Genomic DNA, 14505 nt, shown 5'->3' with positions numbered 1-14505 from the left:
AAACAGACGGGCCCACTGTAGGTGGGCCCGCTGCGGCGCAACAGGGGGGAAAGCCCCTAGGTAATTACCGGGAGGGTTTCACATGTTGCGGCGGTACTGCCCGCCCACCTCGAACAGGGCATTGGTGATCTGGCCCAGCGAGCACACGCGCACCGCGTCCATCAGCACCTCGAACACGTTGCCGTTGTCGATCACGGCCTGCTGCAGCCGCTTCAGCATCGCCGGCGCTTCGCCGGCGTGGCGCTGGTGGAAGTCCTGCAAGCGGGCGAGCTGGCTTTGCTTTTCCTCCTCGGTGGAGCGGGCCAGCTCCAGCTTCTCGGGGATGGTGTCGCCCTTGGGGTTGCGGAAGGTGTTGACCCCGATGATGGGCAGCTCGCCGGTGTGTTTGAGCATCTCGTAGTGCATGGACTCGTCCTGGATGCGGCCTCGCTGGTAGCCGGTCTCCATCGCGCCCAGCACGCCGCCGCGCTCGGCGATGCGCTCGAACTCGGCCAGCACCGCCTCCTCCACCAGCTCGGTCAGCTCCTCGATCACGAAGGCGCCCTGGTTCGGGTTCTCGTTCTTGGCCAGGCCCCACTCGCGGTTGATGATCAGCTGGATCGCCATGGCGCGGCGCACGCTGTCCTCGGTGGGCGTGGTGATGGCCTCGTCGAAGGCGTTGGTGTGCAGCGAGTTGCAGTTGTCGTAGATCGCGATCAGCGCCTGTAGCGTGGTGCGGATGTCGTTGAACTGGATTTCCTGCGCGTGCAGGCTGCGGCCCGAGGTCTGGATGTGGTACTTGAGCTTCTGCGAGCGCTCGTTGGCGCCGTACTTCTCCTTCATGGCCACCGCCCAGATGCGGCGCGCCACGCGGCCCATCACGGTGTACTCCGGGTCCATGCCGTTGGAGAAGAAGAAGCTCAGGTTGGGCGCGAAATCGTCGATGTGCATGCCCCGCGCCAGGTAGGCCTCCACCAGGGTGAAGCCGTTCGAGAGCGTGAAGGCCAGCTGCGAGATCGGGTTGGCGCCCGCCTCGGCGATGTGGTAGCCGGAGATCGACACCGAGTAGAAGTTGCGCACGTTGTGGTGCACGAAGTACTCGGCGATGTCGCCCATGACCTTGAGGCTGAACTCGGTGGAGAAGATGCAGGTGTTCTGGCCCTGGTCTTCCTTGAGGATGTCGGCCTGCACCGTGCCGCGCACGTTGGCCAGCACCCATTCGCGGATCTTGGCGGCCTCGGTGTCGGTGGGCTCACGGCCGTTCTCGGCCTTGAACTTCGCCAGGTTCTGGTCGATGGCGGTGTTCATGAACATCGCCAGGATCGACGGCGCCGGGCCGTTGATGGTCATGGACACCGAGGTGGTGGGGTTGCACAGGTCGAAGCCGTCGTACAGCACCTTCATGTCGTCCAGCGTGGCCACGTTCACGCCGGAGTTGCCCACCTTGCCATAGATGTCGGGGCGCTCGGCCGGGTCGTTGCCATACAGCGTGACCGAGTCGAAGGCAGTGGACAGGCGCTTGGCCGGCATGCCCTCGGAGACCAGCTTGAAGCGCCGGTTGGTGCGGAACGGGTCGCCCTCGCCGGCGAACATGCGGGTCGGGTCCTCGTTCTCGCGCTTGAAGGCGAAGGTGCCGGCGGTGTAGGGGTAGCTGCCCGGCACGTTGTCCAGCATCAGCCACTTGAGGATCTCGCCGTGGTCCTCGTAGTTCGGCAGGACCACCTTGCGGATGGTGGTGCCCGAGAGCGACTTGGTGGTCAGCGCGGTGCGGATCTCCTTGTCGCGGATCTTCACCACGTACTCGTCGCCGGCGTAGGCCTTGCGCATGTCGGGCCACTGGGCCAGCAGCTTGCGGGCGTCGGCGTCGACGCGCTCCTGGCGCTGGCGGGCCAGGTCCAGGGCGGCCTCGGCGGCAGGGGCGCGGCCGGGCTTGTCCACCTTCAGCATGGCGGCAGCGGCCTCGAGCTGCTGGATCTCGCGCACCAGGGCCGCCTGGGCGCGAGCGCGCTTCTTGTAGCCGCGCACCGAGTCGGAGATCTCGGCCAGGTAACGGGTGCGCGCCGGCGGCACGATCGGGGTCTGGTTGGTGCTGTGGCGCACGTCCACGCGGGGCAGGCGGCCGTCGGCGAAGGCAACGCCCAGTTCCTGCAGGCGCGGCTTGAGCGCCTGGAACAGGGCGGTCACGCCGTCGTCGTTGAAGCGGGCGGCCATGGTGCCGAACACCGGCATCTGCTCGGTGGGCGTGGTCCAGGCTTCCTTGTTTCGCTGCACCTGCTTGGCCACGTCGCGCAGGGCGTCGGAGGCGCCCTTGCGGTCGAACTTGTTGATCGCCACGAACTCGGCGAAGTCCAGCATGTCGATCTTCTCGAGCTGGCTGGCGGCGCCGAACTCCGGCGTCATCACGTACATCGGGATGTCCACGTGCGGCACGATGGCGGCGTCGCCCTGGCCGATGCCCGAGGTCTCGACGATCACCAGGTCGAAGCCGGCGGCCTTGCAGGCGGCCACCACGTCGGGCAGGGCGGCGGAGATCTCGCTGCCGAAGTCCCGCGTGGCCAGCGAGCGCATGAACACGCGCGGGCCCTGGCTCCAGGGGTTGATCGCGTTCATGCGGATGCGGTCGCCCAGCAGCGCGCCGCCGCTCTTGCGGCGCGAGGGGTCGATGGAGATCACCGCGATGCGCAGGCGGTCGTCCTGGTCCAGGCGCAGGCGGCGAATCAGTTCGTCGGTGAGGGAGGACTTGCCGGCGCCGCCGGTGCCGGTGATGCCCAGCACGGGGACCTGGCGCTGCGCGGCGGCCGCGTGCAGCTGCTTGACCATGGCGGGGTCGACCTGGCCGTTCTCGATCGCGGTGACCAGCTGGGCGAGGGCGCGCCAGGCCATCTCGCCATGGCCCTGGATCGCCTCGACGGACTTCGGCGCGTGGGCGCTGAGGTCCTGGTCGCAGCGCATGACCATCTCGCCGATCATGCCCTGCAGGCCCATGCGCTGGCCGTCCTCCGGGCTGTAGATGCGGGTGACGCCGTAGGCCTGCAGCTCGCGGATCTCGGCCGGCACGATCACGCCGCCGCCGCCGCCGAACACCTGGATGTGGCTGCCGCCGCGCTGGCGCAGCAGGTCCACCATGTACTTGAAGTACTCGACGTGGCCGCCCTGGTAGGAGCTGACCGCGATGCCCTGCACGTCTTCCTGCAGGGCGGCGGTGACGACCTCGTCGACCGAGCGGTTGTGGCCCAGGTGGATCACCTCGGCCCCCATGCCCTGGAGGATGCGCCGCATGATGTTGATGGCGGCGTCATGGCCATCGAACAGGCTGGCGGCGGTGACGAAGCGAACCTTGTTCGTGGGGCGGTAGTCGGCGAGCGCCTTGAATTCGGCGGACAGGTCGGTCATGGGCGGGGTGTCTCCTGGATCCGTGACGATAATTGACGTTTACGTTAACGTCAACTACGGACGGGCCGTACCAGTGAAAAGGGCGCCCCGCAGGGCGCCCTTGGGCCGTTGGCGGCGGGCCTCAGCGCCCGTACAGCACCTGCGGCAGCCACATCCCGATCTCCGGGAAGATGTACAGCATGAAGATCGCGAGGACCTGGATCCCCATGAAGGGCAGCATGCCCGCGAAGATCTGGTTCAGGGTGACATGCGGCGGGCTCACGCCCTTGAGGTAGAAGGCCGCCATCGCCACCGGGGGGCTGAGGAAGGCGGTCTGCAGGTTCAGGGCGACCAGCAGGCCGAAGAACAGCGGGTCGACACCGAAGTTGTCCAGCAGGGGGATGAAGATCGGCATGAAGATCACGATGATCTCGGTCCACTCCAGCGGCCAGCCCAGGATGAAGATGATCACCTGCGACAGGATCAGGAACTGGGTCTTGGTGAGGTTCATCGACATCACCCACTTCTCCACCAGCTCCTGCCCACCCAGCAGGGCGAAGGCGGCGGAGAAGATGGCGCTGCCCACGAAGAGCCAGCACACCATGGCGCTGGTCTTGGCGGTCAGGAGCACCGACTCCTTCACCTCGGACTGCAGGCCGGACTGGCGGTAGGCGACCAGGAGCCAGGCCGCCACGCCGATGGCGCCGGCGGTCCCGAGCAGGCTCGGTACGCGCGCGGCCACCAGGCCTTCGTCATGCAGGATGAACCAGCCGATCGCGGCCAGGGCGGGTGCCCACAGCAGCAGCCACAGCCCGAAGACGCGTCCTCGCCCCTCCTTGCGCTTGGCGATGACGGCGTAAATCGCCGCCAGCAGGTAGCCGCCGAAGGCACCCACGGCGGCCGCCTCGGTCGGCGTGGCCAGGCCCATCACGATGGAGCCCAGCACCGCGAGGATCAGGACCACCAGCGGGAAGAAGCTGGACAGGAGCATCTTGAAGATCTCCAGCCGCTGGAAGGTGAGCAGGCCGTAGAAGGCCGCCAGGGCCACCGCGCCGACCCCCAGGCCGATCCAGAAGCCGCGCGTGGCGGGCGTGCGTTCGAGCTTGGCGGGGGTGGCCCCCGAGGCGCCGGAGGCCGCGGGCGGCTCCTGCACCGAGGCGGTCGCGCCTGCGGGTTCCTTCACGCCGCCATCGGCGCCCGGGGGCTCCATCACCCCGCCGCCGGCGCCGGGCGGCTCCTTGACGCCAGCGTCGGCGCCAGGCGGTTCGCTCACGCCCGACGACGCGCCCGGGGGCTCGGACAGGCCGCCGGAGGCGCCGGCGGGCTCACGCAGCGTGCTTGCCCCGGGCGGTTCGGACACCCCGCCGGAGGCCCCGGGGGGCTCCTGCACGCCACCCGCCGCACCGGCCGGCTCGGCGACGCCGCCATTGGCTGCGGCCACGGGCATCTCGCTCACCGCCTGTTCGGACGGCCGCGTGTTCAGGTGCCAGGACACCAGGGCGAACAGCAGGAACACGGCGAGCGGCAGCAGGGTCACCGCCAGCTGCTTGCGCAGGTAGGCGCCCTGGCCGGCCGCCACGGAGCCGCCACGCAGCAGGCCGGGCAGGGCCAGTTTCGAGACGCCCTGCGAAATCCGGTCGAGCACCGGCGGCAGCGGCACGAAGCGCTGCTCGGCGGAGAGCGGGGGCATCAGCGCGGGCTTGATCTTCGCCAGGATGACGACGTACAGGACATACAGGCCGGCCAGCATCAGGCCCGGGAAGAAGGCGCCGGCATACAGCTGCACCACCGACACGCCCGCGGTCGCGCCATAGACGATCAGCATGACCGAGGGCGGGATCAGGATGCCCAGGCAGCCGCCGGCGGTGATGGCGCCCGCCGAGACCTTGATGTCATAGCCTCCCTTGAGCATCTGCGGCAGCGCCAGCAGGCCCATCAGCGTGACGACGGCGCCGACGATGCCGGTGGCCGTGGCGAACACCGCGCAGGTGAAGAGCGTGGCCACCGCCAGCGAGCCGGGCACCCGCGCCAGGGCGAGGTGCAGGCTGCGGAACAGCTTGTCGATCAGGTTGGCCCGCTCGACCAGGTATCCCATGAAGACGAACAGCGGGATCGAGATCAGGACGTCGTTGCCCATGACCTTGAAGGCCGACTGCACCATCAGCGTGAGCGTCTTGCCTGTGTCCCGGTCGTAGGCGAGCCAGGTGAAGATCATGCCCATGCCCATGAGCGTGAACGCGGTGGGAAAGCCGAGCATGATGGCCACGACGACCAGCGCCAGCATCATCAGGCCCATGTGGCCCCGGGTGATGGTGTCGGCGGACACCAGCATCACCGCGGTGCCCGCGATGATGAGCGCCATCAGGGAGAAGCCGAACCAGAGCTCCTTGCGGATCTTGCTGATCATCGTGCACCCCCCTCGGCCTTGACCATCTCCTTGAGTTTCTCGACGTCGACCTCTTCGACATCCTCCTCGCGCGAGGGCCATTCACCGGCCTGGATGCATTGCACGCAGCGCACGATCTCCACCAGGCCCTGCAGCAGCAGGATCAGCCCGGCGACCGGGATCATGAACTTGAAGGGGTACAGCGGCAGCGGCGTGGCCGAGAAAGTGCTTTCGCGGATCGCCAGCGAGTCCTGCGCGAAGCTCCAGCCGGCCCAGGTCAGGGCGACGATGCCGGGCAGGAAGAACAGCACGTAGAGCACCAGGTCGACCCAGGCCTGCGTGCGCGGCAGGAAGAAGCCATAGAGCACGTCACCGCGTACATGGCCGTTCTTGGCCAGGGTGTACGCGCCCGCAAGCATGAACAGCGTGCCGTACATCATGATCTGGGCGTCGAGCGCCCAGTCATGCGGGTTGTTGAGGACGTACCGGGAAAAGACCTCCCACGAGATCAGGCACGTCAGCAGGACGATGAGCCAGGCGAAGGCCTGACCCAGGCGGGTGGACGCCTTGTCCACCGCCATCAGCAAATCTTTCACTCTTACTCCCTCGGAAATGGACCCATGCGAAAAGGGGCCGCCGGTGACCGGCAGCCCCTTGTCATGCGTGCGTCATCAGGCCTTCTTGGCAGGCTGGCGGAAATAGCGGTTCCAGGCCATCTTGAAGTCGACCATGTAGTCGTTCTGCCAGGAGCCTGCGCGCTGGGCGAAGGCGCGCTGCGAGTCCATCACCTTCTTGAACAGCGGGTTCTCCTTGGATTTCTCGTTGGTCACCTTGTCCCAGGCGTCGAGCTGGGCACGCAGGATGCTGTCGGGCGTCTTGTAGAAGTTGACCTTGTCCTTGGTCTTCAGCTCGTTGTAGTCCTGCGAGTTGCGGTGGATGGCCTTCCAGCTCATGTCCGCGCTGGCTGCCTGCACGGCGTAATCGATGATGGACTTCAGTTCGGACGGCAGGCCGTCGTACTTGCCCTTGTTGAACAGGATCTCGAACTGCTCGCCGCTCTGGTGGAAGCTCTGCAGCATGCAGTTCTTGGCCACGTCGGGGAAGCCCAGCACGCGGTCGGAGGAGGCGTTGTTGAACTCGGCCGCGTCCAGCAGGCCGCGGTCCAGCGCCGGCACGATCTCGCCGCCGGGCAGCGGGTTCACGGCAGCGCCGAGTTCCTTGAACACGTCCACCGCCAGGCCGACCGTGCGGTACTTCAGGCCCTTGAGCTGTTCGACGTTGGCGATCGGCTTCTTGAACCAGCCCAGGGGCTGGGTGGGCATGGGGCCGTACAGGAAGGACACCACGTCGATGTTGAGGCTCTTGTAGATCTCCTCCAGCATGGCCTTGCCGCCGCCGTAGTAGTGCCAGGCCAGCACCATGTTGGGGTCCATGCCGAAGGCCGGGCCCGAACCCCACAGCGCCAGGGCCGTGTTCTTGCCGTAGTGGTAGGCCACCACGCCATGGCCGCCGTCCAGCGTGCCCTTGTTCACGGCGTCGAGCAGCTGGAACGCCGGCACCACGGCGCCGGCCGGCAGGACCTCGATCTTCAGGCGGTTGCCCGCCATGTCATTGACCTTCTTCGCGAAGTCGTTGGCGTACTCGTGGAAGATGTCCTTGGCCGGCCAGGTGCTCTGGAAGCGCAGGGTCGTGGTCTGCGCGACGGCGATCATCGGGGCAGCCATGCCGCCGGCGGCGCCGGCGGCAACCGCGGCGCCCTTGAGCAGGCTGCGGCGGCGGGGGGTCTTGGGTTCGGTCATGGGTGTCTCCTCTGACTCTCTGTGTTTCACGGATAGGACACCGTCACTCTCGGCCAACGGCGGAGCTCTCAAAAGAGGGTTTTCACGCAAGGGAAAACCCATGAGGAAATGCACGCCCCGTGCAGGTGCTCGCACGCGCCCGCGGCGGGGCGATTCCCCTGTCGCAGGCGTGACTTGCCGCGCTGGCAAAATCGGGGTCATGACTGCCTCTGCCGACTCCATCCTTCCTGCCGACGGCTATGCCGGCGACATCTCGCCGCAGACCGCCTTCGCATGGTGGCAGGCGGGCGATGCGGTCCTCGTCGACATCCGCACCGGCGCCGAGCTGGAGTGGGTGGGCTACGTGCCCGGCGCGGCCCATGTCGCCTGGAAGCAGTGGCCCGGCATGGCCCTCAACCCCGCGTTCGACGCGCAGCTGCAGGCGGCCGTGCCGGCCGGCAAGAAGGCGCTGCTCCTGTGCCGCAGCGGCGTGCGCTCCATCGCCGCGGCGCGCCGCGCGACGGAACTCGGGCTGCAGGCCTACAACATCCTCGAGGGCTTCGAGGGCAACCCCGATGGCCAGGCCCACCGCAGTACGGTCGGCGGCTGGCGCTTCCGCGGGCTGCCCTGGGCGCAGAACTGAGACGGCGCCCCGCTCCTTTCCCTCTTCCTTTTCCTGTCCCTTTCTTCTCCTTCCAGAGGAAGCCTCCATGCCCGTGAACCTGTCCGCGCCGCGCGCGCAAGACCTCCTGCCCGTGCCCGGCCTGCGCATCGGCGTCGCCGAAGCGGGCGTGCGCAAGCAAGGCCGCAAGGACCTGACCGTCATGCTGCTCGAGCCGGGCGCCGCGGTCGGCGGCGTGTTCACGAAGAACCGCTTCTGCGCCGCGCCCGTGCAGGTGTGCCGCGAGCACCTGGCCGCGGGCGATGGCATCCGCGCCATCGTGATCAACACCGGCAATGCCAACGCCGGCACCGGCGAGGACGGCCTGGCCCGCGCCCGCTCGACCTGCGTCGCGCTGGCCGGCCTGCTCGGGATCGCCCCGGCGCAGGTGCTGCCGTTCTCGACCGGCGTGATCATGGAGCCGCTGCCGGTGGACCGCATCCAGGCCGGCCTGCCCGCCGCCCTGGCCGATGCGAAGGAGGACCACTGGGCCCGCGCAGCCGAGGGCATCATGACCACGGACACGGTGCCCAAGGGCTTCAGCCGCCGGGGCACCCTCGACGGCCGGGCCGTCACCGTCACCGGCATCAGCAAGGGCGCCGGCATGATCCGCCCGAACATGGCCACCATGCTCGGCTACCTGGCGACCGATGCCGCGGTGGCGCCGGGCCTGATGAAGCAGCTGGCCCTGGAGCTGGCCGAGGGCTCGTTCAACCGCGTCACGGTGGACGGCGACACCTCCACCAACGACTCGTTCATCGTCATCGCCACCGGCAAGGCTGGCAACCCGGTCATCACCGACCTGGACAGCCCCGCCGGCCGCGCCCTGCGCGAGGCGATGCTGGAGGTGGCCCGCCTGCTGGCGCAGGCCATCGTGCGTGACGGCGAGGGCGCGACCAAGTTCATCACCGTGCGCGTCGAGGGCGGCAGAACCGGCGAGGAGTGCCGCCAGGTGGCCTACGCCATCGCCCATTCGCCGCTGGTCAAGACCGCCTTCTTCGCCAGCGACCCCAACCTGGGCCGCATCCTCGCCGCCGTCGGCTATGCCGGCATCGAGGACCTGGACCAGACGAAGATCGACCTGTTCCTCGACGACGTGCACGTGGCCGTCGGCGGCGGCCGCAACCCGGCCTACCGCGAGGAGGACGGCCAGCGCGTGATGAAGCAAAGCGAGATCACCGTGCGCGTGGGCCTGGGCCGCGGCGCCGCCGCCGACACCGTGTGGACCTGCGACTTCAGCCACGACTACGTGACCATCAACGCCGATTACCGTTCATGAGCGACCGCCTCGAATCCTTCCTCATTCGCGCCGAGCACCTGATCTCGCGCATCGAATCCGTCCTGCCCCAGCCCCTGTCGGCCCCCGACTGGAAGGCCGGCATCGCCTTCCGCTACCGCAAGCGCTCCAGCGGCCACGGCAGCCTGGAGGCCGTGCGCCACGTGGCCACCATCGCGCTGGGCGACCTGCAGGAGATCGATGGCCAGAAGGAGAGGATCCAGCGCAACACCGAGCAGTTCGTGAAGGGCCAGCCCGCCAACAACGTGCTGCTCACGGGCGCGCGCGGCACCGGCAAGAGCTCCCTGATCAAGGCCTGCCTGAACGCCTACAAGGACCAGGGCCTGCGCCTGATCGAGGTCGACAAGGCCGATCTCACCGACCTGCCGGACATCATCGACGTGGTCGCCGACCGCCCCGAGAAATTCATCGTCTTCTGCGACGACCTGAGCTTCGAGGACGGCGAGGCCGGCTACAAGGCGCTCAAGTCCATCCTCGACGGCTCGGTGGCGGCCTCCACGCCCAACGTGCTGATCTACGCCACCAGCAACCGCCGCCACCTGCTGCCCGAGTACATGAAGGAGAACCTCTCCTACACCCATACCGAGGACGGCGAGGTCCATCCCGGCGAGGCGGTGGAGGAGAAGATCTCGCTGTCCGAACGCTTCGGCCTGTGGGTCAGCTTCTACCCGTTCAGCCAGGACGAGTACCTCACCATCGTCGCCCAGTGGCTCGCTTCCTTCGGTGTCACGCCTGACCGCATCGAGGCCGCGCGGCCCGAGGCGCTGGTGTGGGCCCTGGAGCGCGGCTCGCGCTCGGGCCGGGTGGCCTACCAGTTCGCCCGCGACTACGCGGGCCGCCACGCGTGAGCGCTGGCGTGACCACCCCCGTGCTGGTGGCCGATGGCGACCGCCCGCGTGAGGGTGGGGCCGACCGGCCGCCGGTCGAGGTGGCCGTGGGCGTGCTCATTCGCCCGGACGGCCGGTTCCTCCTGACCTCGCGCCCGCCGGGCAAGGTCTACGCCGGCTACTGGGAATTCCCGGGCGGCAAGCTCGAGGCGGGCGAGACCGTGGAACAGGCGCTGCGGCGCGAGCTGGTCGAGGAGATCGGCGTGACGATCGGCCCGGCGCACCCGTGGAAGGTGGAGGTCGTGGACTACCCGCACGCCCTGGTGCGGCTGCACTTCTGCAAGGTCTACGACTGGGACGGTGAGCTCCACATGCACGAGGGCCAGTCCTTCGCCTGGGAGACGCTGCCGGTGCGCAGCCAGCCGGTGCTTCCGGGCACGGTGCCGGTGCTGGCCTGGTTCGCGCAGGAGCGGGGCTTCACCGGGCCCACGCACCCGCCGCAGGCCTGAGCCTGCGCCAGCCGCTCACTGCAGCCGCGGGTCGCCGTAGGGCTGGTCGTCCGGCGGGGCCTCGCTCTCGACGCGGAAGCTCTCGCTGGCCCAGGCGCCGAGGTCGATCTGCTTGCAGCGCTCGCTGCAGAACGGGCGGTAGGGATTGGAGGGCGCGTACACGCTGTCGCCGCCGCATTGCGGGCAGGGCACGATGCGGGCGGCCGGGTCGGCGGCTTTCTTCGCGGTCATGGCAATCGGGTCGGAAGGCGTGCGGCCTCAGGCGCACAGGGTCAGCTCGAAGGCCGTGTCCTCGGTGCTGGCCTGCAGGCGCTCGGCCGGTTCGTGCTTCATCAGGCGCACGGACACCAGCAGGCGGTTGGCACTGATCTCGGGCACCAGGTTCAGGGCCGGGTCGATGCGCAGGCGCAGCAGCTGGAAGCTGCGGCCCTGCGGCAGGTTCTGCTGCAGCTGGCCGGCGGTGGCCAGCACCTTCTGCGGCGCGCCGGAGTCCCGCAGCAGCTGCATCAGCATCTGCAGCGACTCGGCCAGCGGCGCCAGCGTGGACGCCCAGCGGCCGAGGTCGGCGCGGCGGCGGGCCGCGTCCATCTGCTGCCACGCGTGGTAGCCCGGCAGGTCGAATTCGCAGGTGCCGCCCGGGATGGCGATGCGGCTGCGGATGCCCATCAGCCACTCGTTGTCGGTCAGGGCCTGGCCGGCCTTGCCGGGCTGGTTGTTCATGGCCTCGAAGCAGGCGTCGAGGCGGCCGATGACATGGTCCAGGACGGCCTCGGCGATGGCGGGGTTGCCCCGGTAGCCGGCGAGGGTGGTCTTCTGCCGCTCCAGGTCCTTCATGACGTCGGACTTGAGATCGGCGCGGGCGGCGACGTCGATGATTTCGAAGAGGGTGGCCAGCGCGAAGTGGTGGTCCATCGGGTGCTCGCGGGGCACCAGCAGGGCCAGGCGGCGGAAGAGGTGTTCCAGGCGCAGGTAGGTGCGGATGCGCTCGTTGAGCGGGTATTCGTAAAGGATCACGGCAGTGCGATCATAGCCCGAAGCCCCGGGCCGCCTGCGTCACGGTCTGTGCCAGTTGCGCGAGCGACAGTCCCTCATTGAAGACGACCACGTCGGCCGCCGCCAGGCGCAGGCGGCGCGGCGCCTGCGCGTCGATGATGGCCTGCACCTCCTCGCGGGCCAGCCCGCTGCGGGCCATCACGCGCGCGACCTGAGTCTCGGGCCGGCAGTCGACCACCAGCACGCGATCGAGCTGCGCGCGCCAGCGGCCGGACTCCACCAGCAGGGGAATGTCGAACACCAGGCAGGCCCGGCCCTCGGCGCGGGCCAGGGCCTCGCGCTCGCGGATGGCGGCGGACACCAGCGGATGGATGATGGCTTCGAGTTCGCGCCGCGCGGCCGGCTCGGCGAAAGCGTGGGCACGCATGCGGGCGCGGTCCATGCTGCCGTCGGCGGCGATGAAGCCGGCGCCGAAGCGCTCGCGGATGGCCGGGATGGCCGCGCCCCCGGCGGCGGTGACGCCGCGTGCGATGGCATCGGCGTCGGCGGTTGCGGCGCCCAGCGCCTGCAGGGTCTCCAGGACGGTGCTCTTGCCGCTGCCGATGCCCCCGGTCAGCCCGATGCGCTGCATCGGCGCGCTCACAGCCCGAGCATCCCGAGGATGCGGGCCGGGCCCAGCACCAGGGCCACCAGGCCGGCGAAGGCGAGGAAGGGCCCGAAGGGCACGTAGCCGCCTTCGCGCAGGTTGCCGCCGAGCTTCATGGCGATGCCGATGACGGCACCCAGCACCGAGGCGACGAGGATCAGCGGGATCAGCGCGGCCCAGCCGAACCAGGCGCCCAGGGCGGCGAACAGCTTGAAGTCGCCGAAGCCCATGCCCTCCTTGCCGGTGAGCAGCTTGAAGCCCTGGTAGACAGACCACAGCGAGAGGTAGCCGGCCACCGCGCCCCACAGCGCGTCGGGCAGCGGCGTGCCGCTCCAGCCCAGGGCCGCGGCGATGAGGCCGCCCCAGGCCAGGGGCAGGGTGATGTCGTCGGGCAGCAGGGTGGTGTCCCAGTCGATCAGGGCCAGGGCCAGCAGGGCGGCGCAGAAGGCGGCCCAGGCCGCGCCGGCCGGCGTGATGCCCCACTGCCAGGCGCTGAAGGCGAACAGCGCCGCAGTGGCGGCTTCCACCAGCGGGTAGCGCGCGCTGATGCCCTTGCCGCAGGCCGAGCAGCGCCCGCGCAGGGCGAGCCAGCTGGCCACCGGGATGTTCTCCCACCAGCGGATCGCGTGGCCGCAGTGCGGGCAGGCGGAGGCCGGGCGCAGCAGGTTGTAGGCAGGCTGCTCGGGCGCGGGCTGGCCGAGGTGGTGGGCGCACTCGGCGTCCCACTGCCGCTCGAGCATGCGCGGCAGCCGATGGATGACGACGTTCAGGAAGCTGCCGATCAGCAACCCGAGGACGGCGGCGAGGGCGACGTCCGCGGCGGGGGACACGAGCATCAGACGACCTGTCCCAGCTTGAAGATCGGCAGGTACATGGCGATCACGATGCCGCCGATGATGGTGCCCAGCATGACGATGATGATGGGTTCCATCAGGCTGGACAGGCCGGCGACCATGTCGTCGACCTCGGCCTCGTAGAAGTCGGCGGCCTTGGAGAGCATGTGGTCCAGGGCGCCGGATTCCTCGCCGATGGCGGACATCTGCAGCACCATCGAGGGAAACACCTTGGAATTGGTCATGGCAGTCGTCAGGCTGGTGCCGGTGGCCACCTCCTGCTGGATCCGCTCGGTGGCGGCCACGTAGACCGAGTTGCCGGAGGCGCCGCCCACGGAGTCCAGGGCCTCCACCAGCGGCACGCCGGCGGCGAACATGGTGGACAGGGTGCGGGTCCAGCGCGCCACGACGGCCTTGTAGACGAGGTCGCCGAAGATCGGCATCTTCAGGGCGAGGCGGTCGATCGTGTGCTGCACGCGCTCGCTGCGTCGCCAGGCCTGAAGGAAGAAGTAGAGGCCCGCGCCCAGGGTGCCGAAGATGATCCACCAGTACGCCGCGAAGGCCTCGCTCATGGCGATCACGAAGCGGGTGGGGCCGGGCAGGTCGGCGCCGAAGGAGGTGAAGACGTCGCGGAAGGCGGGCACCACGAAGATCATGATCACCGAGACCACGACCACTGCCACCACCATCACCGCCACCGGGTACATCAGCGCGGAGCGGATCTTGGACTTGATGCCCTCGATCTTCTCCATGTAGGTGGCCAGCCGGTCCAGGATGGACTCCAGGATGCCGGCGGCCTCGCCGGCTTCCACCAGGTTGCAGTAGAGGCTGCTGAAATACAGCGGGTGCTTGCGGAAGGCGGCCGACAGCGACGTGCCGGTCTCCACGTCGGTGCGGATCTCGGCCAGCAGGCGCGAGACGCTGGTGTTGGTGTTGCCCCGGCCCACGATGTCGAAGGCCTGCAGCAGCGGCACGCCGGCCTTCATCATGGTGGCCAGCTGGCGGGTGAAGATCGCGATGTCGCGCGGCTTGATCCGCTGGCCCCGGCCCAGGCGGCGCTTGCGGATCTTCACGGGCGTGACGCCCTGGCGGCGCAGCGAAGCCTGGACCTGGTTCTCGCCGGCGGCGCGGGTCTCTCCGCGCACCTGCTTGCCATTGCGGTCACGGCCTTCCCACTCGAAGACGAATTCGTTGACCTTGCTGGATGCTGCCGTGGCCATGCGG

The 14505-nt window shown here is 69.0% G+C and carries 13 protein-coding genes; 4 read left to right on the top strand and 9 right to left on the bottom strand.

The genetic code is table 11. The features are described 5' to 3' along the window. Window positions 1-78: 78 nt before the first annotated feature. The 4 genes from icmF to ACFQZY_RS08450 all read right to left on the bottom strand — a co-directional run bounded on the left by icmF (window position 79) and on the right by ACFQZY_RS08450 (window position 7536). Entirely contained in the window at window positions 79-3372 is a 3294-nt protein-coding gene (gene icmF / locus ACFQZY_RS08465; protein ID WP_377415048.1) for a fused isobutyryl-CoA mutase/GTPase IcmF, read from the bottom strand. Between the two features lie 121 nt (window positions 3373-3493). Then, on the bottom strand, window positions 3494-5758 hold the full coding sequence (locus ACFQZY_RS08460; protein WP_377415046.1) for a TRAP transporter large permease subunit: 2265 nt from the start codon (window positions 5756-5758) through the stop codon (window positions 3494-3496). Continuing rightward, window positions 5755-6333: a TRAP transporter small permease subunit gene (locus ACFQZY_RS08455; RefSeq protein ID WP_377415044.1), complete on the bottom strand. Its 579-nt coding sequence runs from the start codon at window positions 6331-6333 to the stop codon at window positions 5755-5757. The genes ACFQZY_RS08460 and ACFQZY_RS08455 overlap by 4 nt, the downstream gene beginning before the upstream one ends. 75 nt (window positions 6334-6408) lie before the next feature. Beyond that, window positions 6409-7536, bottom strand: coding sequence for a TRAP transporter substrate-binding protein (locus ACFQZY_RS08450; protein ID WP_377415042.1), 1128 nt, complete (start codon window positions 7534-7536; stop codon window positions 6409-6411). Window positions 7537-7735: 199 nt separating this feature from the next. Here ACFQZY_RS08450 and ACFQZY_RS08445 point away from each other — a divergent pair, with 199 nt between their 5' ends. From ACFQZY_RS08445 to ACFQZY_RS08430, 4 genes are all read left to right on the top strand, one after another. Continuing rightward, the gene (locus ACFQZY_RS08445; RefSeq protein WP_377415040.1) at window positions 7736-8158 is read left to right on the top strand and encodes a rhodanese-like domain-containing protein; all 423 of its coding nucleotides are present in this window, start codon (window positions 7736-7738) and stop codon (window positions 8156-8158) included. A 67-nt stretch (window positions 8159-8225) separates the two neighbouring features. Continuing rightward, a complete protein-coding gene (gene argJ, locus ACFQZY_RS08440) occupies window positions 8226-9455 on the top strand; it encodes a bifunctional glutamate N-acetyltransferase/amino-acid acetyltransferase ArgJ (RefSeq protein ID WP_377415038.1) in 1230 nt (409 codons plus the stop codon). Further along, window positions 9452-10321 carry an ATP-binding protein gene (locus ACFQZY_RS08435; protein ID WP_377415035.1) on the top strand — a complete coding sequence of 290 codons (870 nt, stop codon included), beginning with the start codon at window positions 9452-9454 and terminating at the stop codon, window positions 10319-10321. Before argJ ends, ACFQZY_RS08435 begins: the two co-directional genes overlap by 4 nt. Window positions 10322-10329: 8 nt before the next feature. Beyond that, on the top strand, window positions 10330-10809 hold the full coding sequence (locus ACFQZY_RS08430; RefSeq protein ID WP_377415033.1) for an NUDIX domain-containing protein: 480 nt from the start codon (window positions 10330-10332) through the stop codon (window positions 10807-10809). A gap of 15 nt (window positions 10810-10824) precedes the next feature. Here the strand turns inward: ACFQZY_RS08430 and ACFQZY_RS08425 are convergent, their stop codons facing one another. From ACFQZY_RS08425 to ACFQZY_RS08405, 5 genes are read right to left on the bottom strand one after another with little or no spacing between them, the layout of a single operon-like run. Then, window positions 10825-11040, bottom strand: coding sequence for a DNA gyrase inhibitor YacG (locus tag ACFQZY_RS08425; RefSeq protein ID WP_377415031.1), 216 nt, complete (start codon window positions 11038-11040; stop codon window positions 10825-10827). Window positions 11041-11067: 27 nt separating this feature from the next. Next, entirely contained in the window at window positions 11068-11823 is a 756-nt protein-coding gene (zapD, locus tag ACFQZY_RS08420) for a cell division protein ZapD (protein WP_377415029.1), read from the bottom strand. Between the two features lie 10 nt (window positions 11824-11833). Beyond that, a complete protein-coding gene (gene coaE, locus ACFQZY_RS08415) occupies window positions 11834-12433 on the bottom strand; it encodes a dephospho-CoA kinase (RefSeq protein WP_377415251.1) in 600 nt (199 codons plus the stop codon). A gap of 8 nt (window positions 12434-12441) precedes the next feature. After that, window positions 12442-13284, bottom strand: coding sequence for a prepilin peptidase (locus ACFQZY_RS08410; RefSeq protein ID WP_377415027.1), 843 nt, complete (start codon window positions 13282-13284; stop codon window positions 12442-12444). After that, entirely contained in the window at window positions 13284-14501 is a 1218-nt protein-coding gene (locus tag ACFQZY_RS08405; protein WP_377415025.1) for a type II secretion system F family protein, read from the bottom strand. The genes ACFQZY_RS08410 and ACFQZY_RS08405 overlap by 1 nt, the downstream gene beginning before the upstream one ends. Between the last annotated feature and the right edge of the window lie 4 nt (window positions 14502-14505).

The organism is Ramlibacter sp. GCM10027632 (assembly GCF_042675325.1).
In the GTDB taxonomy this organism is placed as follows: domain Bacteria; phylum Pseudomonadota; class Gammaproteobacteria; order Burkholderiales; family Burkholderiaceae_C; genus Ramlibacter.
This window is presented reverse-complemented; position numbering and strand designations above follow the sequence as displayed.